21 protein-coding genes are annotated in these 24739 nt (G+C 41.1%); 9 read left to right on the top strand and 12 right to left on the bottom strand.

The genetic code is table 11. From position 1 onward, the window contains the following. A partial coding sequence (lpxD, locus tag F6K40_RS14750; protein ID WP_293137058.1) for a UDP-3-O-(3-hydroxymyristoyl)glucosamine N-acyltransferase occupies positions 1-831 on the top strand: 831 nt, incomplete at its 5' end. A 360-nt stretch (positions 832-1191) separates the two neighbouring features. Here lpxD and F6K40_RS14745 read toward each other — a convergent pair. The 5 genes from F6K40_RS14745 to F6K40_RS14725 all read right to left on the bottom strand — a co-directional run bounded on the left by F6K40_RS14745 (position 1192) and on the right by F6K40_RS14725 (position 3171). After that, positions 1192-1527: a XisI protein gene (locus F6K40_RS14745; protein ID WP_293137056.1), complete on the bottom strand. Its 336-nt coding sequence runs from the start codon at positions 1525-1527 to the stop codon at positions 1192-1194. Next, positions 1515-1931: a XisH family protein gene (locus tag F6K40_RS14740; protein ID WP_293137054.1), complete on the bottom strand. Its 417-nt coding sequence runs from the start codon at positions 1929-1931 to the stop codon at positions 1515-1517. Before F6K40_RS14740 ends, F6K40_RS14745 begins: the two co-directional genes overlap by 13 nt. A gap of 29 nt (positions 1932-1960) precedes the next feature. Continuing rightward, on the bottom strand, positions 1961-2092 hold the full coding sequence (locus F6K40_RS14735) for a hypothetical protein (protein ID WP_293137052.1): 132 nt from the start codon (positions 2090-2092) through the stop codon (positions 1961-1963). A 219-nt stretch (positions 2093-2311) separates the two neighbouring features. Then, the gene (locus F6K40_RS14730) at positions 2312-2440 is read right to left on the bottom strand and encodes a type II toxin-antitoxin system HicB family antitoxin (protein ID WP_293137050.1); all 129 of its coding nucleotides are present in this window, start codon (positions 2438-2440) and stop codon (positions 2312-2314) included. Between the two features lie 227 nt (positions 2441-2667). Beyond that, entirely contained in the window at positions 2668-3171 is a 504-nt protein-coding gene (locus F6K40_RS14725) for a helix-turn-helix transcriptional regulator (protein WP_293137048.1), read from the bottom strand. Between the two features lie 127 nt (positions 3172-3298). On the opposite strand from F6K40_RS14725, the gene F6K40_RS14720 reads away from it, so the two are divergent. From F6K40_RS14720 to F6K40_RS14710, 3 genes are all read left to right on the top strand, one after another. After that, positions 3299-5947 (top strand): VWA domain-containing protein, encoded by a 2649-nt coding sequence (locus tag F6K40_RS14720; RefSeq protein WP_293137046.1) that lies wholly within the window; start codon positions 3299-3301, stop codon positions 5945-5947. Between the two features lie 853 nt (positions 5948-6800). Continuing rightward, a complete protein-coding gene (locus F6K40_RS14715) occupies positions 6801-8900 on the top strand; it encodes a LodA/GoxA family CTQ-dependent oxidase (RefSeq protein ID WP_293137044.1) in 2100 nt (699 codons plus the stop codon). Further along, positions 8900-9955, top strand: a complete 1056-nt coding sequence (locus F6K40_RS14710) for an NAD(P)/FAD-dependent oxidoreductase (protein ID WP_293137060.1) — start codon at positions 8900-8902, stop codon at positions 9953-9955. Before F6K40_RS14715 ends, F6K40_RS14710 begins: the two co-directional genes overlap by 1 nt. Positions 9956-10177: 222 nt before the next feature. On the opposite strand, the gene F6K40_RS14705 is transcribed toward F6K40_RS14710, so the two are convergent. The 6 genes from F6K40_RS14705 to F6K40_RS14680 all read right to left on the bottom strand — a co-directional run bounded on the left by F6K40_RS14705 (position 10178) and on the right by F6K40_RS14680 (position 17095). After that, a complete protein-coding gene (locus tag F6K40_RS14705; protein WP_293137042.1) occupies positions 10178-10774 on the bottom strand; it encodes a hypothetical protein in 597 nt (198 codons plus the stop codon). A gap of 971 nt (positions 10775-11745) precedes the next feature. Continuing rightward, complete coding sequence (locus F6K40_RS14700) at positions 11746-14646, bottom strand: ATP-binding protein (RefSeq protein ID WP_293137040.1); 2901 nt, start codon at positions 14644-14646, stop codon at positions 11746-11748. Between the two features lie 81 nt (positions 14647-14727). Next, entirely contained in the window at positions 14728-14919 is a 192-nt protein-coding gene (locus tag F6K40_RS14695) for a hypothetical protein (RefSeq protein ID WP_293137038.1), read from the bottom strand. A gap of 410 nt (positions 14920-15329) precedes the next feature. After that, the gene (locus tag F6K40_RS14690; protein WP_293137036.1) at positions 15330-15548 is read right to left on the bottom strand and encodes a hypothetical protein; all 219 of its coding nucleotides are present in this window, start codon (positions 15546-15548) and stop codon (positions 15330-15332) included. Between the two features lie 292 nt (positions 15549-15840). Beyond that, the gene (locus tag F6K40_RS14685; protein WP_293137034.1) at positions 15841-15963 is read right to left on the bottom strand and encodes a hypothetical protein; all 123 of its coding nucleotides are present in this window, start codon (positions 15961-15963) and stop codon (positions 15841-15843) included. Positions 15964-16810: 847 nt separating this feature from the next. Then, on the bottom strand, positions 16811-17095 hold the full coding sequence (locus tag F6K40_RS14680; RefSeq protein ID WP_293137032.1) for a hypothetical protein: 285 nt from the start codon (positions 17093-17095) through the stop codon (positions 16811-16813). A 315-nt stretch (positions 17096-17410) separates the two neighbouring features. Here F6K40_RS14680 and F6K40_RS14675 point away from each other — a divergent pair, with 315 nt between their 5' ends. The 5 genes from F6K40_RS14675 (at position 17411) to F6K40_RS14655 (ending at position 23188) form a co-directional block, all read left to right on the top strand. Further along, complete coding sequence (locus tag F6K40_RS14675) at positions 17411-19150, top strand: helicase HerA domain-containing protein (protein ID WP_293137030.1); 1740 nt, start codon at positions 17411-17413, stop codon at positions 19148-19150. A gap of 221 nt (positions 19151-19371) precedes the next feature. Then, entirely contained in the window at positions 19372-20058 is a 687-nt protein-coding gene (locus F6K40_RS14670; protein WP_293137028.1) for a hypothetical protein, read from the top strand. Further along, complete coding sequence (locus F6K40_RS14665) at positions 20034-20816, top strand: hypothetical protein (RefSeq protein ID WP_293137026.1); 783 nt, start codon at positions 20034-20036, stop codon at positions 20814-20816. Before F6K40_RS14670 ends, F6K40_RS14665 begins: the two co-directional genes overlap by 25 nt. A gap of 180 nt (positions 20817-20996) precedes the next feature. Then, positions 20997-22448 (top strand): hypothetical protein, encoded by a 1452-nt coding sequence (locus F6K40_RS14660; RefSeq protein WP_293137024.1) that lies wholly within the window; start codon positions 20997-20999, stop codon positions 22446-22448. Beyond that, positions 22433-23188: a hypothetical protein gene (locus F6K40_RS14655; RefSeq protein WP_293137022.1), complete on the top strand. Its 756-nt coding sequence runs from the start codon at positions 22433-22435 to the stop codon at positions 23186-23188. Before F6K40_RS14660 ends, F6K40_RS14655 begins: the two co-directional genes overlap by 16 nt. A 245-nt stretch (positions 23189-23433) precedes the next feature. Here the strand turns inward: F6K40_RS14655 and F6K40_RS14650 are convergent, their stop codons facing one another. Continuing rightward, positions 23434-24660, bottom strand: coding sequence for a hypothetical protein (locus F6K40_RS14650; protein ID WP_293137021.1), 1227 nt, complete (start codon positions 24658-24660; stop codon positions 23434-23436). Positions 24661-24739 lie beyond the last annotated feature (79 nt).

The raw sequence follows: 24739 nt of genomic DNA, 5'->3' as shown, positions 1-24739 counted from the left end.
TATTTGGCAAGTAACCGTGGTATTGGGTGGTTGTCTAGCAAAGAACCGAGATTATTATTTGCCAAAGCGATCGCTCTTTTTTATCAACCTTTTCAAGCTACTGCTGAAATTCATCCTACTTCTGTAGTTCACCCGACGGCAAAATTAGGTAAAAATGTTTATCTTGGCGCTCATGTTGTGGTTGAAGCAGGGGTAAAAATTGCCGATAATGTTTGTATTTATCCGAATGTCGTAATTTATCCAGATGTGGAAATTGGAGAAAATACTGTTTTACACGCTAACTGTTCGATTCACGAGAGGAGTCAGATAGGTAAGGATTGTGTAATTCATAGTGGAGCAGTTATTGGAGGAGAGGGTTTTGGTTTTGTGCCGACTCCCCAAGGTTGGTTTAAGATGCAACAGTCTGGCAAAGTTGTTTTAGAAGATGGGGTAGAAGTTGGAAGTAATACTACTATCGATCGCCCAGCGGTAGGAGAAACGAGAATTGGTAAGAATACAAAGTTAGATAATTTAGTGCATATCGCTCATGGTTGTCAAATTGGTAAAAATTGCGCTTTAGCTGCTCAAGTTGGTTTAGCAGGTGGAGTCAAGCTTGGAGATAATGTGATTTTAGCAGGTCAAGTAGGAGTTGCTAACCAGGCAAAAATCGGAAATGGAGCGATCGCTACTGCTCAAGCCGGTGTTCATAATGATGTTGCTCCGGGAGAGATTGTTTCTAGTAGTCCAGCGGTTCCTAATAAAATTTATTTGAAAGCTTCTGCGATTTATAAGCGTTTGCCAGAAATTTATCAATCTATCAAGCAGATGAAAAGAAAATTTAATCTGGAATAGTAGGGAAGTTAAAGAAACCGGGTTTCTGGAAACAATCGTTATTTTTATAATAGATAATAAAGATAGTACAAAAAATTCATAAATTCGCAGACAAATGATTGTAGGGGTTTGGTTTCCAAACCCTTACCATAAATTTGAAATTACAGCATTTTTTAGGATGGTGAGGTACAGTTAAAAACTAATCTCTGTTTCATATTTACTAAAGTGATAAAACTCTGTACCTCACTAACTCCGAAACTGCTGTAATAACAGGAGATAAAGACTTGCTAGTTTTGGAAAATTATCATTACACAGAAATTATTAATCCGGCAGACTTTATCAGTAAAACTTTTTAGTTGATTAGGAAAAAACTTTGAAAAATTAATTGACTGCAAACCCTGTATGAGGACGAATTTCTGGTGGATGAAAACCCAATACAATTTTACTTTTAGGAATACCTGCATTGAGTAAATCTAAAGCTATTCCATCTTCTAATCCATCTTCGTAAATCCAAATTTTATCGTTAATAATTTCTAAGTGAACTACACAACCATGTACTCTTTTTCCCTTTAAATATCCCACAGTTAATAATAAATAATTTTTGTGGTCTTCACTAATGATAAATTTTCGTTCTAAGTTGCCGTGAGCATAGGGTAATTTAGCATATTCCCCTAGAATTTCAGTTATAATTTGATGATAATTATTCATGGTATCCATTGACAAATAATCTCCTGTTTAGCATCAAAAATAATTAAACTAAACCGTTTATTTTTCAATAAAACTTGACCAATCGGTTCTGCAAAAATTTCTTCAAAAACACTTTCTATAATTGCTAAATATAATAAACGATCCGGTTCTACTTCCTGGATAATATCATAATATAGGATATATTGACCTAACGCTTTTTCCAGATCATTAACTCGCGATAAACTGGTAAAACTTTTAACTTCCACAGCAATTTTTTGGTTTCCCTTTTCAGCAGAAATTAATTTCTCAGCTCCTAAATCAACAAACAAATCTCTTTTCCCAATTGCCAAAATATAGGGATCGTCGGTAATATTCCAACCATCCTTAATTAAGGCATTTTTTACTGTGTTGTGATACAAGTCTTTAGCTGGCATTTGAGTATTTTTGGCTTAATTTTTCACGGTTATATTGATACTTTTGTTGATAAATTATGGGGAGCGATCGCTACTAAATTTAGAGGATATAAAATCCGGTATATCGTTATAAAAAAAGCACCAGAAACCGGGTTTGTTTTAAATGCTTCGCTATATAACATCTACCTCCCACAAACCCGGTTTCTTATAACACCAAGCGGGTTTGATATTAATTGTAGTTTCTGAAGCTTGGTTCTTTAATTGATAATTAGATAATGAACAATGGATAATTACCTCTAGTTAAAACCGTAAGGGAATTGAATATAATGAAATCTCCTAGCACTTTTTTTATCCTTAAAAGGAGAGGCTTTAAACCTAATGGATTAATTATCAATTATCAATTATCCATTATCCATTGGTAATGGTTTTCCCATTTCCTCATAAGCAGATACTAAATCTTCTAAAATTTCTTTGGCATTCTCCAGTGCTTTTTCATAAGTTTTACTATCAGTTTGAGAATATTTTCCCACTCAGGCAAACTAGCAATATATATTTTCTTTTCTTCAGAACATTGAATTAAAATACTATATTTCATTAGAGACTTTGACTCCAAATAATAGTCCTACAAGTCAAACAGATTAAGTATATTTTAGATACCTCTTAAAAAGAGGTGGGAGTTTTCAAAGTCCCCCTTTTTAAGGGGGATTTAGGGGGATCGTAAATGTAGCTCATAACTGTAGGAATTGCTATAACTTGATTAATTATTATGATTATTTTGATTTTCATCCAGATGCTCGTCAACCTTCAAATCTTGTTGTGATAATTCAGGCACTTCTGATGTGGGAATTGTGAGATTAAATTGAAAGACAATTTTATCTTGTTCCAGATTAATATTAGTGATATTTACAATACTTTGTTCCGGTAATAAACTCTTAACTGGCACTTGTTCTAATTTAGATTTATAACCCGATTCATCCAGCCATTCATAAATCTTTCGCCAATTTTCTACTTTTTCAACCTTCTCTAAAAGACATTTAACGTATTTGTAAACCGTTGCACATAAATCCGATTCTACACCTCTAGGAATTTTACCTAAATGTTCGGCAATTTCCGAAGGACTAAAGCCACATAATAAACCTCTTAAATGAGCCTTTTCAATAGGGGTGAGATGTTTTCCTTTTGCAGAAGCTAAATCGGCATAAAGACTTTCTAAGTCCCATTCTTGGCCAGCTTGGCTGAAGATTTTGTCAATTTGAGCCATTTTTTTGGATGTTAGAGTTTACTAACATAACTCTAACATTATTTCTAACGCCACTCAGTAGATGATTAGAAGTTAGTTAACTTATTATTGTCTTAACTAATCAAACAAAAAAGAATATTTTATAGTCATGGATACAGAAAATGCTAATCTCTTCTCATTACAGACAACTGGAGGGGCAACTGCTTTTGACCCTGTTGAAATTACTAGGCTCTTTGTATTTGGAACAAATACACCATCACCAGACAACTATAACGAACACATTAGACCCTTTAATGCCACTCAACCTTCCATAACCTATGATATGGCCACATACATGAATAGCGGTGGTGGACGTTTCGCCTATCCATCGAGGTTTGGTGCTGTGGAAAAATTTTTTAGTGCGACACTTGAAGATAGGGAGTACACCTACAGCGAGATAGCTGATCGTCTGGAATTTTCCGAGGACGACCTTGAAACAAATATCTCTCAGTACGAAACAGACGTAGGTAGTTCTGATTATCCTCTGCGTACATATATATTTGGCACGGGTCGTTTTCTACTCGACACTACTGACATAATTTTCCGTGTTAATAATGGTGTCAAAACGATCGGGGGTTTAAAGGTATTTGCTGATAGCGACAATTTCGACTTCCAAGCCGCACCAGGTACTCCTCAGCAAAGGGCTAACGAAGAAATACTTCAACCACTTTTGGATCCTTACAATTTAGGTCGTCAGCCAGTAACCATAAATTTCCAGGGTTCAGGAAAGACTTATGAGACTTACAGTCAGACCGACTTTGATCGGGATCAGAGAGAAGAGGAGAGGGTAAATTTAAATATAAATTTTGATACTATCAGGAATACATTTACTACGGGTCTTGGTCTTACACCGGCGATTCCTGGTGTTGTGGTAACAGGCTTTAATCTCACCACCGCTCCATTCCTATCCTATCGACGAGGTAACTTACAAGTAATCTATGGTACTCCCGGAAATGACAATCTTAGTATATCTTCTGCAAATATATCTTCTGTTTCAATATTGGATGCTTTTCTCATAGTAGGTGGTAGTGGTAACGATACCTTGAGAGGAAGCTTAAATGACGATGAGCTTGACGGAGGTGAGGGGTTTGATACAGCAGTTTATGAGGGCAAGGAGGAGGATTATAACATAGAGAATTTGCCCGATGGCTCTCGACGAATTACTAGGCGAGCTACTGAGGAGAACCCATTTCCTCCTGGTGGTTCTGATATCCTCAAAAATATAGAGGAAATAGTCTTTGAGGGGTCATCACCATTCCTAGCACAAGATGTAGCCTTTGTCATTGATACTACCTCAAGTATGTCTGACGACATCGATCAAGTCAAAGCCCGTGCTAGTGATATTATCAACGCAGTATTAGGTAATGAAGATGAATCTATTGAGGCAGTAGAAGGTGATGAAAGTGATTCTCGTGGTTCTCGAATTGCTGTAGTTGGGTACAACGATCCAGGAACAGATGTCTTTCTTCCCTTTACCGATCAACCTGACATTGAACAGAGAAAAACTGCAGCTATTAATGCAATAAATAGTATTTCAGTCAGTGGTGGTGGTGATTTTCCCGAAGTAGTAAACGCTGGTTTAATCACTGCTCTGTCTGGTGGTGCTGGAGAGTGGCGTCCAGAAGCGGATTCGAGACGTATTATCCTCTTTGGTGATGCTCCACCTAAAGATACTGAACTTCGCGGACAGGTACTCGAACTAGCATCTAACCTAAACGCTCCTACCTCTGGTAGCAGTCTCTCCTCATTATCAATAGCGGGGGACATTGAAACAACTAACATAGCAGATAATTTAGCTGTCACCCGCTTTGCTCTCCAAACCGATCCTGCCACTACAACTCCAACCGATGCTCCTACTACAACTCCAGTAGAAATTTTTACGATTCTAATTGGCAATGACTCAGAAACTGCCGCTGATTTTCAAAGCCTTGCGACTGCAACTGGGGGTCAATCTTTCAATGCTTTAGATGCTTCTGAAATCGTTGACGTAATAATTTCAGCTATTCAAGCATCACCAGATGACAACAACACACCATTCGACGGTATTTCCATCACCACACCCATACCTAACAACCTTGGCAGACCCCAAAATACCTTTAACAATGGGTTCTATCATTTGACAGAACTCGATGATACTGGCATACCTGCCGAGTTTGCCGAAACTCCTATTCTTGCTTTAGCTGGCAACGACAACCTCACAGGTACAGAAGGAAGAAATTATATTAGTGGCGACGAGGGAAGCGATACTCTCAGTGGACTAGGTGGTAACGACTCTTTATTTGGCGGACAAGCGTCCGATCTAATAGACGGTGGAACTGGCGACGACCTAATATGGGGCAGTTCAGATAATGATCGCCTCAATGGTGGAGATGGTAACGACTCCATGCGAGGTGGTAGGGATAACGACGTTCTAACAGGCGACCTTGGTAACGACACTCTCTGGGGTGACTCTGGCCAAGATGCTCTAATTGGTGGTCCAGGCAACGATATATTTGTCATTGCCACTGAGCCTAATGTGACAACCCCCATCCAACAAGCGGATGTTATCACCGACTTTGAAGTGGGGGTAGATATAATTGGTTTGGCCAACAATCTATTATTGGAGCAGCTTACCTTTGAACCTGTTAATCTACAACTGGATGCAGGATTGGCCACACCTTCTACTGCTATTAGACTAGATAGTGATTATTTAGCGATCGTTCAAGGAGTAGTAGATGTAAATGTATTAGCCACTAATTCTAATTTTGCAACGGTTTAGGAAGCTATCAGCTTTTTTCGTAGAGTAATCTACAAACTAGGTATTAAATAAAATGTGGGGGTTTAACCTCCCCCATGCTTTTTAACAGATTTCTGGAATGTCAAATACTCGTAATATCAAATCCGTTTAATTGAACATAAAAAAAATTTCCTATCTTCATAACTACGCTCATCTTTATAATTCTTTCTCCTCCTGACTCCTGACTCCTGTCTCCTCCTGAGTTAAGCAATCTATAACTGTTTAACCGGATTTGATATAACACTTGACTTCATTGCTCAAAACCAAAAATATCTTCCAGAGCTTTCGTTTCACTCGCGACTATTTCTTGACGCACCATTTCAGCCAAAATATTCCACTGTTCATCCTTAGTCGCTCCAAATTTATCTTGTCATAACCTCTCATCTTCTAATTCAGTTAAAAGACGAGAGGTGATATAAACTCCAAAACTGCTGTAAGCACATCAATTTCCTATGGAATGTCTGTAGTTTTTTTGATAAAGAATGCACATCCATATTGACTATCCACGACTAGAATAGCTCGCTCCTCTAGACCAGAAAAAAACTTTTCTTAAACCATTGACTTAACTTAACTAATGGCAGTACCATTATTCTAGATTGTTTAGTTAAAAAAGAGTAATACCAATTTGATAAATGTTTGCTACAAATACCTAGTTTTTTAAGGAGTCAGAAGTCAGGAGTCAGGATGCATAATAAATAGCTTATTAGCCATTCTTAGTTCATAATTTATTGAATTCGTCAAAGAGACATCTCCTGTAAAGTCTTTTTATCACCCTTATTATTTGTAACATTATTTTTTTGAATTGGTATAATACCCAACTGCTGTTAATTTACATATGAATGAAAATCCTAAGTTTAGAATTTATCCCTCGATAGGGATTGCACGCCTTGGAAATGGTCCTGCTGAAAAGGACCAGGTCGTCTTCAGCCCGGAAATCCCATGGGCAAATCTGTTTGAAACAGAAAATGAATATTTGACCGATAAAGGGGAGATCAAGAAACAGGCCCAGCGGTTTTACATTTATCAATGTGATGACGCTGGCAACCCAATCAAAAAGATTGACCCAGCGGAATATGAGATTGAGTGGACTGCAGAAGTAGCCAATAAGAAACCTTTTTGGTACAATTTCAACAACAGTCTAGACCTTTCTGTTCAGTTGGAAAACCACCAAAACCTCAGTCCTAATTTTTACGATGAACGCATTGCTCCCGCCATCAGCACCACATACCGCAACCCCAATGTCCTGAATGAAGGTCTGCGCAAATCAGGAGGAGAAAATTTCCGGCAGGAGTTGGTCAACAGTCCTCCCTCGGTTACAGTTTCTTCATCTTCTACCCGGAAGGAAATTTGCGGAATGTTCCCTTATCCACAAGGCGATAAACTCAGTAGAATAGCTTCAAAAATGAAGAAGTCTTCTGTGAATGTGAAATTGGGTACAGTTGAATACGATGAAGGCACCCTGATTTTTTATGGAGCAGACGGCACTTCTGCTTCTTTGAATCCTTCCGATCTGAATACTGATTTTGCCGATAATTCCAATTGGTACGATGATATTTGTGATGGCATCATTACGGCGAAAATCACCCACAAAAAGACGGGAGAAAGTTATGATTTGACTGATGCAAAATCTGCTGCCTGGATTGCAACCACTCCGCCAGATTACGCTCCCCAAATCCAGCCCCTTTCTACCCTTTTCGACCTGATCGTAGGGGCAGCAGACGAGACATTTACTCCTGAACTGAGCCTGGTATTCCCTTTGCTATATCGGCTCTACCGCATGCAATGGGTCAATGCAAGTGATTTCCTTGCCCCTTCTTTCCGGGAAGTGATAGATAAACTCTATGCTGAGAACAAATTTCATTGCATTTATTCCAACAGCCCAGAATGTAAGGCGGTTCGCGAAAAAATTTTTAAGCTGTTTCGGAATCCTATCTACGATTACGACAATGAACCGGTGATTCCTAGCAACCAAAAGACAGACCTCACGCAGTTGGGTACTGGAACAGAAAAACTGCAATACCCAAGTTATCCTGGGGACGGAATTAATTATCCAGGCAGTCCAGCCCAGTGGTTTGCCATACCTCCTTTTCTCTACGAACAATTGAAACAATGGAAAGACGGCAACTTTACCACTCCACCTGATTTCAATTTTAAGGACATGGATGAAATGGGTCGTTTTTACCAACGTCAATTTCTGGAAGCAGCTCAAGATCCTGCTAAGAGTGCCTTACTGATGACCAGGGCTGTCCTGGAGACTCTGTATGGAGGAGGTTTCCACCCTGGGGTAGAGCTTACCTGGCCTATGCGCCATAATCAGATGTATACTGAAAACCGTCCCGTCTATGAATTTGTCAACCAGGACAAAGGCTACAACTATGGATTTTATGGTTTATGGGAAGTTCGCATCAATGCCGCCAGCCCAGAACGCAAAAAAGAGATTTTCTACAATGATTTTGGATATGAAATGGTTCCCGTAGACATCCAAGAATCTCTCGAACCATCCAATCCCAAGCATTGGCTCTGGGAAGCAACTCCTGGAGACTTGACTAAATGGATGGGAATTCCTTGGCAATCGGATGCAGGAAGTTGCCAGACTGTATTCATCGATATGCAGTATCCAGTACCCGCTTGGTGGGCAGCCAATTTGCCTGTCACCATATTGACTGCTGAAAGCCTCAAAAAAGTTCAGGATCAAAGTCTCATTCCGGAAACGCGCCGATATATTTACGCTAACCGCTTGCCCTGGCTTCATAGCGCCGATACTGGATTTGTAGGTTACCACGCTGAAGCTGGCTACCAGAATGGGTTGATTGCTATGGTATATAAATGGAAAAGCGTTGGTATGGTTACAGGCCGAAAGTCTGGCGTGGAGCCAGAGATGGAAATTCCTGATATTGTCTATGTAGCCTACGATGGAAAAGGTGGTATTCATTGATGGGTTCGATCCATAGTGATGTCGTTATCATTGGCAGAGGGATCGCCGGCTTGTGTCTTTCTGTGCTTTTGCAAAGAAAGGGAATTGAACATTTCCTTGTAGCAAGAGAAATGCAGCAGAAAGTCATAGCGCTGGCGGAAACTCTGCCACCTTCGGCACTGGCAATGATACAGCAACTTGGGCTGCGGGAGGTTTTTGAGGAAAATGCCCTGGAAAAAACTTTAGGATATCATTCCTTATGGGGAAGCTCTAAGGTTCAGGACGTCAACTTTTATTTTCACCACCCCTATAATTATGGTTTGAAACTAGACAAACAGTTATTGCTGGAAAAATTGGAGGGCTGCTTGGATAGCCACAGGTGTCTACAGTGCAAGGATTGGTTTTGGGAGGAAGAGGAACGATGTATTCGGGTAAATTCAGCAGAAAAGGTGTTTGATCTATACGGGCAGATTTTTGTGGATGCAACGGGAAGGAAAAAAGCCCTATTGAGGAAATTGGGAATTGGTAGCACGGTGCATGACAAACAGATCGCTTTCAGTTGTCATCTTCCTCGTATCCGACACCCTAAAATCAAGCACGGAGTATTTACTGAGGCATTTAAAGGTGGATGGGGAATTGTATCCAGTTTGGATCAAAAGACTAATGTGATGACACTTTATGCTGAAAAAGGTAGCCCTCAAGGTTTGAAAATGCGCGAGTACCATCATTGGCAAACCTTGCTTTCTGAAACACAGATATTGCAAGCATTCCTGGCTAATGAAGTTTTGTCTCCGGTTCTTGTATCGGCTGCCAATTCGATTTGCAGTAATGAAATTGCTGGTTCGGACTGGTTGGCTTTGGGCGATGCAGCGATCGCTTTTGACCCCTTGTCTTCACATGGGATAGCCAATGCGGTATATACTGCTTGGCAAGCAGCGGAGGCTATTGAAGAGCGATTGAGCAGCGATTCGGATTTTGCATTGGGAGTCTATTCTGAAAAGTTGCGGAAAATTTTTGGGGCTTACCTGGCGACACGACAGAAGTTTCAGAATGTGGTATGGAAATCAATGAACTGACTCAGGTTTTTTCCCGTAACCTGCAAGGAACTGCCATCCAGCGAGTATTGAGGAAATTTGCAATGAAAATTTCCTCAGTTGCTTGTAGTCTCACCCCCGGAAATATGCCTCCGGAGGGCGAGACTTGGGTGTTGATGTTAGCGTCAGTTCAATAAAAACCGAGCTTTTTAGTCTGCTAGCAGAAAAATCAGGGTTTTAGCATCTATCGAACTGACGTTGATGTTAGCTTCCTTGGGATATCAATTTACTCCAAGGAAAATCATTATCAGGAATACCACAACCTCCCTGAGATGGAGCGCTAGTATCTGCAGTTTCGTGAGAAACAGCTTCCTCTGCAGTATCTGCGTCGTAAACCTGTTGACAATACCAGAGAGCGTTATCAGAATACGTCCAGTTAAACTGGCTAAATTTTTCCGGGAAGTAAGGATTGTCAGCGCCGTTTTCTGCGATAATTATTTTCGAGCTATTGCCTACATATGTATAGGTAAAAATCGAGTCTGAATTTTCTCCCATTAGCCAATTTTTGCAATTAATTATATGTTGACCTCCATAATTATCAACATACATCCCAGCAATTGAAGGACAAACAATCCAAGGAATTCTGGGACTATCGGCTGTTATAGCCCATTTATAACAACCGCCACCGGATTCCCCTAGTCCGCCGTCACAACTATCAAGGGCATAGCACTGTTCCTTGTCAACATTGCCTTGAGGTGCATCAACCCAGGTGTATTTGCCTGTATAATTTTCCATCCAATAGCATCGGGGTGAGTCTGCTAAACTGATATCTGTCGATCCTAAGAAGGATATAACTACCATAAGACATGATAGCGCAAATACCAGAGCAGATTTTGTCATGTTCTTCATTAGAATCTCCTAAATTAAACTTTTTCTCTGTTTGCAAACTTGAGATTGGTACAAACGACTTAAGCTTGCAGCAAGCATAACGATGGAGTTGAGATATAGCGAAGCCAACTTCGAGGACTAACTTAACTTCAGTTGAAAAAAATGGTTTTTATCAAGCTGACGTTGTAATTACAGCAGTTTTCAGGTCAATGAACCATATTAAAAAAATAACAACCCCGTAGGGACGTTGCATAACAAAAATGCGAACGTCCCTACTTTCTGGTCTACTGAAATGAAAAGCGCTGTAAGGCATCATGTCAAAATAAGTTGTACAAATTTTATCTGAATATAGATTGTGAAATCTAGCTTCCCGAAAAAAACTGTTCAAGTTATTCTTACACGGCTCCTAAGACAATTTCAAAACATAATTCCTGGCAATTTGACATACTCCCGACGTTGCGCTTGCAAGGGCATCGCGGGATTCTTCAGCCAGAGAAACTCTGACCGCTGTTTTAAAATCACCTAATTAAGAATACTAAATTACTTTATCAGCTCATGTCAACCCCCCTGACAAAACAATTTAGCACAGCACATAAACATATTTACTTCAACAGTACCTAATGGTTTTTTCTAAGAAACACAAGCTAATTGCTTGACATACTCCCGACGTTGCGCTTACGCGACAACGCGGGATTATTCAGTCAGAGAAACTCTGACCGCTGTTTTAAATATTATGCGTATTAGACCCAAAAAGACTGACTTGGTTAAAGATGTCCATAGTATGACTGAAAAATACTTAAGTAAAAGTACATATATTTTGATAACCCAAGAGGCTCTAATATCTAATTATCTAGGGTTTAAAGTTGGGCTAAAAAATTACTCCCCTACTCCCCTACTCCCCTACTCCCCTACTCCTTGAAAAAGACTTTTTCACCAAACCCTACTTAACTCCTAACTGGAATTTCCATAACAAAAGCTGCACCTTGCTCAACATTCAAAAAATACAACTTTCCCCCATGATTTTCCACGACAATTTGATAACTAATTGAAAGCCCTAATCCCATTCCTTTACCAACATCTTTAGTAGTAAAAAAGGCATCAAATAATTTGGGTTGGATATGTTCGGGAATACCAGAACCATTATCTGCTATTTCAATTCGCACCCATTTAGAATCAAGCAAGCAAGTTTTGATAGTAATCTTAGGAGAATAATTTGTAGACTTGCAGTTTCTACAGAAATCATCCAAGGCATCGATCGCATTAATCAGCAAATTTAGAAACACTTGATTAATTTCTACTGCATAACACTCAACTAAGGGTAAATCGCCGTAAAGTTTCAATATCTCAATTTCTGACCGTTCTGAATTAGCTTTCAAACGGCTCCCTAAAATCACCAAAGTGCTATCCAAACCTTGATGCAAGTCTACTTCCTTGATATCCGATTCATCTAAGCGGGAAAAAACTCGCAACGACAAAACAATCTGAGTAATTCTATCTGTTCCTACCCGCATCGACTCTAGCAATTTAGGATAATCAGCTCTAATAAAATCTACGTCAATTTCATCAAACAATTCAGCTACCATAGGCGGAGTTTCAGGAATTTCCTGTTGATAGGTGTCGATAAAAGTCAGTAAGTCCTCTATATAAGTTTTAGCGTATTGGAGATTACCATGAATAAAACTGACAGGATTGTTAATTTCATGGGCAATTCCAGCTACTAACTGACTTAAACTAGAAAGTTTTTCTTTAATCAGTTGGGTTTGAGCTTGGCGTAAGTTTTGCAATGCTTCTGATAATTCAGCGGTCCGTTGTTCTACCCGAATTTCTAATTCCTGGGCAAGTTCTTGGAGAGCAATTTCTGCACGTTTGCGTTCAGCAATTTCCTGTTGCAATTGTATATTTTGTTTATCTAGTTCTGCCTCAGCTCGTTCACGACTTTCTTCACTTAAGATAAACCACGAAATCCCTATAGCAATAGGTAAGAGTAGGGAAAAGAAAACTACTTCAATGACACTCGCTACAACTTGCTTGGTGTAACTTGAGATTTCTGATGACTGTTCTATCTGTAGATAATAAAGTAATCCCAAAAATGCAGCTAGAATGCCTGCAATAGACAGAAAGATTCCCAAAAATTTGATAATTCTTTGACCTAATAGAGGTGAAATTTTGCTCCTAATTAGTTTCTGGCTAAAGCTACTTTTCTCCTCAGCAATTTCAGGTGTTTCTTTCTTACATTGATCGTCACAGCGAGCATCCAAACTACAGCATAGTGAGCAAATATATCCGTCATAAACAGGACAAAATGCCATATCTTGGGCTTCATAGCTTTCAGTACAAATAGAGCAGGTGAGTAAAGAGTCGCTGAGGTTAAGAGTCCGGACGGTGTTTTGTCGGGCAATGTAATATTTGCCTTTGGTAACTAAGGCGATGATTGGAGATAGACAGAATGCAACAGTGAGAGCGATAAAAGGCGAATAAGCTTGTAGCAATGGGCCAAAGAACCCAACAAATGCCATAATGGCAACAACCGAAGCGATCGCCATTGCACCAAAGCCTACGGGATTAATGTTATAGAGGTAAGCTCTTTTAAATTCAATGTAGGAGGGACTGAGTTTGAGGGGTTTATTGACGACTAGATCGGCGACTATCGCTCCTATCCAGGCAATGGCAACATTAGAATAGAGACCCAAAATAGATTCTAAGGTTTCAAATATTCCCAGTTCCATTAATAGTAGAGCGATCGCTACATTGAAAATTAACCAAACTACTCTCCCAGGGTGAGAATGGGTGAGGCGAGAGAAAAAGTTAGACCAAGCGAGAGATCCTGCGTAAGCATTAGTGACGTTAATTTTGATTTGGGAAATTATGACAAATAGAGTGGCGACGAATAAGACAACTTCAGGTTGGGAAAACATATCTGCGAATCCTGCTAGATACATCTGGATGGGTTCTTTGGCTTGAGCGATCGTGTTGCCGTGGGCGATCGCTAATGTTGCTAAAAATGCTCCCCCTAACTGTTTGGCACCACCTAAAATAACCCACCCTGGTCCTGCTACTAGCATTGCTATCCACCATTTCCTGGAATTATTTTGGTTTTTTGGAGGTAAAAACCGCAAGTAATCAACCTGTTCCCCAAGTTGAGCAATTAAAGAAAAGGAAACTTTTGCTGCCATACCAAATAAAATCGGATCGAATTGAGTTCCTGTTGGAGAATTTCCAGTAAAGTTAAACCAATAATTTAGAGCTTCTGGTTCTTTATGAAGCACAAATAAATAGGGAGAAACCATCAAAAACAACCAAATAGGTTGAGTCCACAATTGCAATTTATTGATTAAGGTAACTCCATAAAAAACTATGGGAATAATAATGATTGAAGAAATCAGATAACCCCAGGCTAAGGGAATGTGAAAATATAGTTCTAGAGCTTGAGCCATTATTGCTGCTTCGATGGCAAAGAAAATAAATGTGAAAGAAGCATAAATTAAGGAAGTAATGGTTGAACCAATATATCCAAATCCTGCACCTCTAGTTAGTAAATCTATATCAATATTGTATTTAGAGGCGTAGTAAGCAATAGGAAAACCTGCTAAAAAAATAATTAGACTAACTACAATAATTGCCCAAAAAGAGTTAGTAAAGCCATAGTTGATGACTAAAGAGCCTCCTATTGCTTCTAATGCTAAGAAGGAAATGCCCCCTATTGCAGTATTTGCTACGAGAAATTCTGACCATTTCCGAAATGATTTTGGAGCGTAACGAAGAGAATAATCTTCTAGGGTTTCTGTGGCAACCCAACTGTTGTAATCTCGACGTTCTTTAACTATTTTCGGATCTGTGTTTGTCATTGACTTTAAAAGTTAAGGAGCATTTGGCTAAATTTTACTATTATACCAATGTTTTTTTCTTCTTCCGGCTTCAATTAACTTTTAATCTTTAGATTTAATGATTAATTCATCCTCACAATCAAAAGTAATTAAAGCTTTTTTTATCCTTTCAAATTTTCCTTTATTGTCTAGATTTGCTTCTATAAAATAAGTCTCATTGATAGCAACAGGTTGTCTACATTCGCTTATCCAAAATGCTAATTTTTTGAGCTGTTTAGACCGAAAAGCTGACACTTTTTCCGACCAAAAAATGCTGAAATTTTTATTGGTAAATAGTTTTAGATTTGATCGGTAGAGCAATAGCTATTGGACAATAAATATAGCGCTACGCGAAGCGTGAATAGGGAATAGGGAACAGGGAATAGAGAACAGGGAACAGGGAACAGGTAACAGGTAACAGGTAACAGGTAACAGTAGACTCTCAAAGAGTTTCAGGATGGAGAAATTTCCGGCCTTGGTAATTTGAGGTATGATACCTTGTCCGCATAAGAGCGCGATAGAACTAAGAGTCTGTTTACATGACCAAAAAACTTTCTCCTTCTATTCCTCTTTCTTCCCTCATTTCTCCTGACTCGGTCCTCCTGACTCCTAAGTAATTAAGATTAATATCATACACGCGCTTTACCAACGCCAAATTTCCTAACCTATTTGCGTAGTGCTATAAATAGAACATCAAAAGATAGCGATCGCTTTCTCAGCAGAGCAATAACTATTGGACAATAGATAAATAGAACATCAAAAGATAGCGATCGCTTTCTCAGCAGAGCAATAACTATTGGACAATAGATAAATAGAACATTACAGCGCTTTTCTTTCTTGATGAACCACACCAGCACAACCAAAACCTTGTAGGAACGTTCCATGGAACGTCCCTACTGTGGTCTACCGTGCAGGAAAACTGCTGTAATCTATAAAAAGATAGCGATCGCTTTCTCAACAGAGCAATCACTATTGGACAATAGATAAATAGAACATCAAAATATAGCGATCGCTTTCTCAACAGAGCAATAACTATTGGACAATAAATAGAACATCAAAATATAGCGATCGCTTTCTCAGCAGAGCAATAACTATTGGACAATAAATAGAACATCAAAATATAGCGATCGCTTTCTCAGCAGAGCAATAACTATTGGACAATAGATAAATAGAACATCAAAATATAGCGATCGCTTTCTCAGCAGAGCAATAACTATTGGACAATAAATAGAACATTACAGCGCTTTTCAGATTGATGAACCACACCAGCACAACCAAAACCTTGTAGGAACGTTCCATGGAACGTCCCTACTGTGGTCTACCGTGCAGGAAAACTGCTGTAATCTATAAAAAGATAGCGATCGCTTTCTCAACAGAGCAATAACTATTGGACAATAGATAAATAGAACATCAAAAGATAGCGATCGCTTTGTCAGCAGAGCAATAACTATTGGACAATAGATAAATAGAACATCAAAAGATAGCGATCGCTTTGTCAGCAGAGCAATAACTATTGGACAATAGATAAATTGTTACGAGGATCGGAGTTACGAGGATCGGAGTCAGTATCATTGTGGTTTATTCATATGAAAACCGCTGTAAAATATCTAATGTCAAATATCAAAAATTTAGAGAATCTGGCGTTGGTAATTTGAGGTATGATACCTTGTCCGGATAAGAGCGCGATAGAACTATCTGTTTACATGACCAAAAAACTTTCTCCTTCTATTCCTCTTTCTTCCCTCATTTCTCCTGACTCGGTCCTCCTGACTCCTCAGTAATTAAGATTAATATCATACACGCGCTTTACCAACGCCGAGAATATTTATTGCATGGCTAGTTCTTTCGGCGAAGCAACCTCAAAAGTTTTCTCCTTTCCTCCCAGTACCAACTCAATCCGTTTTCCTGCACGGTAGACCACAGTAGGGACGTTGCTTGAGCATTAATGCGTTTTCCGTTCCGGAATGCTCCTATTCCATGTCACTGAGCGTTAACGGTGTTGTGCTTTAGCTAAACGTCCCTACAATGTTTTGGTTATGGCGGTGTGGTTCATCAAGAAAGAAAAGCGCTGTAAAAGTTAGGGAGTATTTAGCTCAACTCTACTATTATAGCAATATTGTTTCCTTATTCCTGCTTCAATTAAGTTTTAATCTTTATATTTAATGATTAATTCATCCTCACAATCAAAAGTAGTTATTGATAGATATAGCAATCCTAAATTGCTTCTGACAAGTTTTATAATATAGGGTTTTAAAATGATTTCATTTCTCAAAACAAAAAAAAAATTCAGAGTTTCCGTTTCACCCGCAACTATTTCTTGGCGCACCATTTCAGCCAAAATATTCCACTGTTCATCCTTAGTAGCTTCAAATTTTTCCTGCCACAATTTTTCATCTTTTAATTCAGCTAAAAAACGAGAGGCGATCGCCAAAATGTTCTGCTTCTGGCAATTTCTCCAAAGCGGAAATTACACGTCGAAGTAATTCTGTCATATTTCAATATTTATTCACTATAAGGTAATTATAATGGATAATGAGATAGTTTTCATTAGATATCTGGTGAAAATCAAAAACAAAATCAATTCTTATCAGTAAATTATCAATTACTTCCCCTTGTCTCCTATTCCCTATTATCTCACGATCCATTATTAATTATTAATTATTCATTATCCATTAATAAACTTCTTCCTTATTGAATAAAAATGGTATAACCTAATATAAGATCTCAAAATAATTAAGAAATTTATATGGATTTTGAAAGACCATTAGGCTCAGTAATTCAAGGCTCTCTCAGTCAAGGATTAGAAGTACGACTCCACCCAGACATATTAGTAGAAGATATGCGAGTTGGCAAATTTTTAGTCGTACAAGGAGTACGCGCCCATTTTTTCTGTATGCTAACCGATGTTTTATTAGGAACATCTAGCGAACGAATAATGATTAACCCTCCCCTACCCACAGATGATTTTTTGCAATCTGTTTTAGCTGGAGGTAGCACCTACGGAACTATCGAACTTGCTCCAATGTTAATGTTAATTATTGCTCCAGAAGAATTACCAGAATCTTTCAATTTCAACAACAAAAATGATAATCAAAAAAAATTAAAATCGACCGAAAATTTAGCATCCTTTGAAGCTCAAACCAGTGCCGAAATTAAATTAATGCCTGTGAAAACTATTCCTAGTCATTTTTCCCAAGTATTTGAAGCAAGTGTGAGAGATTTTAGTCTAGTTTTTGGTAGGGAAGACGACCCGACTCGGCGGAATTTTGCTGTGGGTAAACCTATTGATATGGATGTACCTGTTTGTTTAGATTTAGATAGATTTGTAGAACGAAGTAATGGAATTTTTGGTAAGTCGGGAACTGGTAAATCTTTTCTGACTCGTCTGCTTTTATCTGGCATTATTCGGAAAGGTGCTGCGGTAAATTTAATTTTTGATATGCACTCGGAATATGGTTGGGAAGCAATGGCAGAAGGAAAACAAATTAATACTGTAAAAGGTTTACGACAATTATTTCCCGATCGAGTCGAACTTTGGACGCTCGATCCAGAATCTACTAAACGTAGAGGGGTGCATGATGCACGAGAATTGTATCTTAGCTATAACCAAATTGAGGTTGAAGATATTGGGTTGGTGCAGCGGGAGTTGAATTTGTCTGAGGCAAGTATTGATAGTGCAAATATTCTCAGAAGTGAATTTGGTAAGTCTTGGATTACTCAATTATTGGCAATGACTAATGAAGATATTCAAACATTTTGTGATGAAAAAAGAGGTCATAAAGGTTCAATTATGTCGTTGCAAAGAAAGTTGTTACGACTCGATAATCTGAAATATATGCAGACAAAAAATACGAATAATTATATAGAAGAAATATTAGAATCTTTAGATGCAGGAAAACACGTTATTATTGAATTTGGTTCCCAGTCAAATATGCTTTCCTATATGTTGGCAGCTAATATGATTACTCGCCGAATTCATAACAGTTATGTGCGGAAAGCAGATAAATTTTTAAGTTCTAAAAATCCGAGCGATCGCCCTCAACCATTAGTTATAACTATTGAGGAAGCTCACCGTTTTCTCGACCCTGCCATAGTACGTTCAACTATTTTTGGTACGATCGCTAGGGAGATGCGGAAGTATTTTGTGACTTTATTGGTGGTAGATCAACGACCTTCCGGAATAGATGCAGAAGTTATGTCTCAAATAGGTACGAGAATTACCGCTCTGTTGAATGATGATAAAGATATTGATTCTATTTTTACGGGAGTTTCTGGCGGTCATAGTTTGCGGTCTGTTTTGGCAAAATTGGATTCTAAACAGCAAGCGTTGGTATTAGGTCATGCAGTACCGATGCCTGTGGTAATTCAGACTCGTGCTTACGATCAGACTTTTTATCAGGAAATTGGAGATACAGATTGGCGGTATGTTTCTGATGATGAATTGTTTGAAGCAGCTCAGGTGGCTTTAGATGATATTGGGTTTTAGTTGAGGAGGGAGGTTATTTTTCGGTTGTTAGTAGTGGGGGAGTGTCGGGAGTCTTGGGAGTGTCAGAAGTTTCAGGAGTGTCGGGAGTGTCGGGAGTCTTGGGAGTGTCAGAAGTTTCAGGAGTGTCGGGAGTTTCAGGAGTGTCATAAATTTCGGGAGTGTCGGGAGTGTCATAAATTTCGGGAGTGTCGGGAGTGTCATAAATTTCGGGAGTCTTGGGAGTGTCGGGAGTGTTGGTAGTGTCAGAAGTTTCGGAACTCTCAGAAGTTTCGGAACTCTCAGAAATTTCGGAAGCGTCAGAAGTTTCGGGAGTGTTGGGAGTTTCGGGAGTGTCGAAAGCGTCAGAAGTGTTAGGAGTGTTGGGAGTTTCGGGAGTGTTGGGAGTTTCGGGAGTGTTGGGAGTTTCGGGAGTTTCGGGAGTTTCGGGAGTGTTGGGAGTTTCGGGAGTGTTGGGAGTGTTGGGAGTTTCGGGAGTGTTGGGAGTGTCGAAAGCGTCAGAAGTGTTAGGAGTGTTAGGAGTGTTGGGAGTTTCGGTAGTTTCGGTAGTTTCGGGAGTTTCGGGAGTTTCGGGAGTGTTGGGAGTTTCGGAATTCTCGGAACTCTCAGAAGTTTCGGAACTCTCAGAAGTTTCGGAACTCTCAGAAGTTTCGGAACTCTCAGAACTCTCGGAAGTGTCGGAACCGTCGGAAGTGTCGGAACCGTCGGAAGTCTCAGAACTCTCAGAAGTGTCGGAACCGTCGGGAGTGTCGGAACTCTCGGAAGTCTCAGAACTCTCCGAACCGTCGGGAGTGTCGGGAGTGTCGGAACTCTCCGAACTCTCACAAGTGTCGGAACTATCGGAAGTGTCGGAACTCTCACATCGGAACTCTCGGGAGTATCAGAAGTGTCGGGAGTGTCAGAACCGTTAGAAGTGTCGGGAGTATCAGAAGTGTCGGAAGTCTCAGAAGTGTCGGAAGTGTCGGGAGCATCGGGAGTGTCAGGAGTCTCAGAAGTGTCGGGAGTGTCGGGAGTGTCGGAAGTGTCGGGAGTGTCGGGAGTGTTGGAGGTGTCAGAACTGTCGGAAGTGTTGGAGGTGTCGGGAGTGTCGGAAGTGTCGGGAGTATCAGAAGTGTCGGAAGTCTCAGAAGTGTCGGAAGTCTCAGAAGTGTCAGAACCGTTAGAAGTGTCGGAAGTTTCAGAAGTGTCGGGAGTATCAGAAGTTTCGGGAGTGTCAGAACCGTTAGAAGTCTCAGAAGTGTCGGGAGTGTCAGGAGTCTCAGAAGTGTTGGAGGTGTCAGAACTGTCGGGAGTGTCGGAAGTTTCGGGAGTGTCGGGAGTGTTGGAGGTGTCAGAACTGTCGGAAGTGTTGGAGGTGTCGGGAGTGTCGGAAGTGTCGGGAGTGTTGGGAGTGTCGAAAGCTTCAGAAGTGTTAGGAGTGTTGGGAGTGTCAGAAGCGTCGGGAGTGTCAGAAGCGTCGGGAGTGTCAGAAGCGTCGGGAGTGTTGGGAGTGTCGAAAGCTTCAGAAGTGTTAGGAGTGTTGGGAGTGTCAGAAGCGTCGGGAGTGTTGGGAGTGTCGAAAGCGTCAGAAGTGTTAGGAGTGTTGGGAGTTTCGGGAGTTTCGGGAGTTTCGGGAGTTTCGGGAGTTTCGGGAGTTTCGGGAGTGTTGGGAGTTTCGGGAGTGTCATAAATTTCGGAACTCTCGGAACTCTCAGAAGTTTCGGAACTCTCGGAACTCTCAGAAGTTTCGGAACTCTCGGAACTCTCAGAACTCTCGGAAGTCTCAGAACTCTCGGAAGTCTCAGAACTCTCGGAAGTCTCAGAACTCTCGGAAGTCTCAGAACTCTCGGAAGTCTCAGAACTCTCGGAAGTGTTGGAACCGTCGGGAGTGTCGGAACTCTCGGAAGTGTCAGAACTCTCCGAACCGTCGGGAGTGTCGGGAGTGTCGGAACTCTCCGAACTCTCACAAGTGTCCGAACTCTCACAAGTGTCGGAACTCTCACAAGTGTCGGAGGTGTCGGAGGTGTCGGAACTCTCACAAGTGTCGGAGGTGTCGGAGGTGTCGGAAGTTCCGGAAGTCTCAGAAGTCTCAGAACCGTTAGAAGTGTCGGAAGTGTTGGAAGTGTCAGAATTCTCAGAACTCTCGGAAGTCTCAGAACCGTTAGAAGTGTCGGGAGTGTCGGAACTATCGGAACTCTCGGGAGTGTCGGAAGTGTCGGAACTATCGGAACTCTCGGAAGTGTCGGAACTATCGGAACTCTCGGGAGTATCAGAAGTGTCGGGAGTGTCAGAACCGTTAGAAGTGTCGGGAGTATCAGAAGTGTCGGGAGTGTCGGAAGTTTCAGAAGTGTCGGGAGCATCGGGAGTGTCAGGAGTCTCAGAAGTGTCGGAAGTTTCGGGAGTGTCGGGAGTGTCGGAAGTTTCGGGAGTGTCGGAGGTGTCAGAACTGTCGGAAGTGTTGGAGGTGTCGGGAGTGTCGGAAGTGTCGGGAGTATCAGAAGTGTCGGGAGTGTCAGAACCGTTAGAAGTGTCGGGAGTATCAGAAGTGTCGGGAGTGTCAGAACCGTTAGAAGTGTCGGGAGCATCGGGAGTGTCAGGAGTCTCAGAAGTTTCGGAAGTGTCGGGAGTGTCGGGAGTGTCGGAAGTTTCGGGAGTGTCGGGAGTGTTGGAGGTGTCAGAACTGTCGGAAGTGTTGGAGGTGTCGGGAGTGTCGGAAGTGTCGGGAGTATCAGAAGTTTCGGAAGCGTCAGAAGTTTCGGGAGTGTTGGGAGTGTCGAAAGCGTCAGAAGCGTCGGGAGTGTTGGGAGTGTCGAAAGCGTCAGAAGTGTTAGGAGTGTTGGGAGTGTCAGAAGCGTCGGGAGTGTTGGGAGTGTCGAAAGCGTCAGAAGTGTTAGGAGTGTTGGGAGTGTCAGAAGCGTCGGGAGTGTTGGGAGTTTCGGGAGTTTCGGGAGTGTTGGGAGTTTCGGGAGTTTCGGGAGTGTTGGGAGTTTCGGAACTCTCAGAAGTTTCGGAACTCTCGGAACTCTCAGAAGTTTCGGAACTCTCGGAACTCTCAGAAGTTTCGGAACTCTCAGAACTCTCAGAAGTGTCGGAACTCTCGGAACTCTCAGAAGTGTCGGAAGTCTCAGAAGTGTCGGAAGTCTCAGAAGTGTCGGAAGTCTCAGAACTCTCGGAAGTGTCGGGAGTGTCGGAAGTGTCAGAACTCTCCGAACCGTCGGGAGTGTCGGGAGTGTCGGAACTCTCCGAACTCTCACAAGTGTCGGAACTATCGGAAGTGTCGGAACTCTCAAATCGGAACTCTCGGGAGTGTCAGAACCGTTAGAAGTGTCGGGAGTCTCAGAAGTGTCGGAAGTCTCAGAAGTGTCGGGAGTGTCAGGAGTCTCAGAAGTGTCGGAACTGTCGGGAGTGTCGGGAGTGTCGGAAGTTTCGGGAGTGTCGGGAGTGTTGGAGGTGTCAGAACTGTCGGAAGTGTTGGAGGTGTCGGGAGTGTCGGAAGTGTCGGGAGTCTCAGAAGTGTCGGAAGTCTCAGAACCGTTAGAAGTGTCGGGAGTGTCGGGAGTGTCGGAACTATCGGAAGTGTCGGAAGTGTCGGAACTATCGGAAGTGTCGGAAGTGTCGGAACTATCGGAACTCTCGGGAGTCTCAGAAGTGTCGGGAGTGTCAGAACCGTTAGAAGTGTCGGGAGCATCGGGAGTGTCAGGAGTCTCAGAAGTGTCGGAACTGTCGGGAGTGTTGGAGGTGTCAGAACTGTCGGAAGTGTTGGAGGTGTCGGGAGTGTCGGAAGTGTCGGAAGTGTTGGAGGTGTCGGGAGTGTCGGAAGTGTCGGGAGTATCAGAAGTGTCGGGAGTATCAGAAGTGTCGGGAGTATCAGAAGTGTCGGGAGTGTCGGAAGTTTCAGAAGTGTCGGAAGTCTCAGAAGTGTCGGGAGTGTCGGAAGTTTCAGAAGTGTCGGAAGTCTCAGAAGTGTCGGAAGTTTCAGAAGTGTCGGAAGTCTCAGAAGTCTCAGAAGTTTCGATTGTAGGGGCGAATGGCTATTCGCCCCTACTGGCGCGTCAAGCGTGAAATAGTGTTTGAGAAAAATTCTCCAAACCTTGTCATAGCAAGAATTATACTCAAAATACATCTCCGAAAATTAAAAATCAAATCAATTCTCATCCATAAATTATCTATTCTTTCTTCCTGTTCCCTGTTCCCTGTTCCCTGTTCCCTGTTCCCTGTTCCCTCTTTTCCGGAGATGTCTAAAAATTTAATACACCATTTTCAGCTTGACGCGCCCCTACCCATTGTACGACGATCGCTATTACCGATTATTCCAAGACAAAATCAGACGCACTAATTCTAGGCGCACCTTCTAATGTGGCAATTTTTCCGCCACCTCCAAAACCAGCTAATGAACCATTGGCATTGTAATATAAATCTCCGGTAGAGCGATCGTATACGATATCTGCTCTGGAGTTGGCAACGGCATTTTTTCTGTTAACTGCTTGAAACTCTCGCCTAATACTGAACCCTTCTCCTAATTCACTTTTGAGAGTCGTAAATGTGTCAGTATCAAGAATTATATCGTCAATATTGCGTTGAAAGTCTTTAATGATGTCTATGCCTACATCTTTTTTCTTGTAAACTTTGCCACTACCTAAAATAAAGTCATCTGCACCGCCACCACCTGTTAAGACATCGTTGCCTGATCCGCCAGTTAAGGTGTCTCTACCGCCACCACCTGTTAATGTGTCATTCCCTCCTCTACCAGTTAAGACATCGTTGCCACCTTTACCATTAATGCGTTCGCCTTTATTTGTTCCTTGGAGTCGGTTGTTTCTATTATTACCGTTGATGTTTTTACCGAGTTTGCTTGTATTGCTGTCAGATGTAGAGAATTCCCATGTGAGGACGTCGTGGATGTTGTTGTCAACACCCATAAAGCTACCATCTGTTGCTGCACTGAATCCGACATGAACGGTTGTTTCACCTCCTATAATATTAGTAAATGTAGAAAAAGCAGGTTTTTTCGGTTTTTTTGAGGTTTCAGATACAAATACATTCAGCTGATCATTGTTGCCATTATAATCAATCCAGGCATTAATAATATTTCCACTATTTAAGTCTAAATCTGGGGTACTTGTCACTTTAGACTCAATAGATCCACCAGAATTTAAACCAATATGATTGTCATTAGGATCGAAAGAGTTGTCTTGGTCAGTATCAAACTCTATAGCAATGCTTGAAGAAATACCTCTGTAGCCTAACCCACTGCGATTGGAACCTAGAGATTGAGCCGCTTTACTGTCTTTATGCAGCATAAAAACAAAACCTTCACGTCCTGATTCGGAACCATTACTATTATGAAGTTGAAACTGAAAGTGGGTATTGAAAGAGGTCTTGTCTTTCATAGGAATAGGCTTAGAATAAAAAGCACTACCTGCTTCCCAACCACCACCGTTGGTAAGACGCAACACATCATTGGTGAGGCGAGCATCCCCATTCAAGCTTACCTTTAATGGATTACTGAAATTCTTAAAACTGAATTTAGTCATTATTCTCTATGTTTATGTTGTTAGTAAATTGCTGAGTAAGTCTTAATAACCTGTAAATCGAGCCAGTTCAAATGGGTCT

The sequence above is a fragment of the Okeania sp. SIO3I5 genome (genome assembly GCF_010672085.1).
Taxonomy (GTDB): Bacteria; Cyanobacteriota; Cyanobacteriia; order Cyanobacteriales; family Microcoleaceae; genus Trichodesmium.
Note: the sequence above shows the minus strand (reverse complement) of the source record. Positions and strands in the feature narration are given on the sequence as shown.

Coding starts and splice junctions, on each gene's coding strand:
- F6K40_RS14705 (WP_293137042.1), bottom strand. CDS start 10,774: ATGGTAGTTATATCCTTCTTAGGATCGACAGATATCAGTTTAGCAGAC.
- F6K40_RS14725 (WP_293137048.1), bottom strand. CDS start 3,171: ATGGCTCAAATTGACAAAATCTTCAGCCAAGCTGGCCAAGAATGGGAC.
- F6K40_RS14710 (WP_293137060.1), top strand. CDS start 8,900: ATGGGTTCGATCCATAGTGATGTCGTTATCATTGGCAGAGGGATCGCC.
- F6K40_RS14700 (WP_293137040.1), bottom strand. CDS start 14,646: ATGACAAACACAGATCCGAAAATAGTTAAAGAACGTCGAGATTACAAC.
- F6K40_RS14685 (WP_293137034.1), bottom strand. CDS start 15,963: ATGGAACGTTCCTACAAGGTTTTGGTTGTGCTGGTGTGGTTCATCAAT.
- F6K40_RS14650 (WP_293137021.1), bottom strand. CDS start 24,660: ATGACTAAATTCAGTTTTAAGAATTTCAGTAATCCATTAAAGGTAAGC.
- F6K40_RS14675 (WP_293137030.1), top strand. CDS start 17,411: ATGGATTTTGAAAGACCATTAGGCTCAGTAATTCAAGGCTCTCTCAGT.
- F6K40_RS14735 (WP_293137052.1), bottom strand. CDS start 2,092: ATGTTATATAGCGAAGCATTTAAAACAAACCCGGTTTCTGGTGCTTTT.
- F6K40_RS14745 (WP_293137056.1), bottom strand. CDS start 1,527: ATGGATACCATGAATAATTATCATCAAATTATAACTGAAATTCTAGGG.
- F6K40_RS14715 (WP_293137044.1), top strand. CDS start 6,801: ATGAATGAAAATCCTAAGTTTAGAATTTATCCCTCGATAGGGATTGCA.
- F6K40_RS14720 (WP_293137046.1), top strand. CDS start 3,299: ATGGATACAGAAAATGCTAATCTCTTCTCATTACAGACAACTGGAGGG.
- F6K40_RS14690 (WP_293137036.1), bottom strand. CDS start 15,548: ATGGAACGTTCCTACAAGGTTTTGGTTGTGCTGGTGTGGTTCATCAAG.
- F6K40_RS14740 (WP_293137054.1), bottom strand. CDS start 1,931: ATGCCAGCTAAAGACTTGTATCACAACACAGTAAAAAATGCCTTAATT.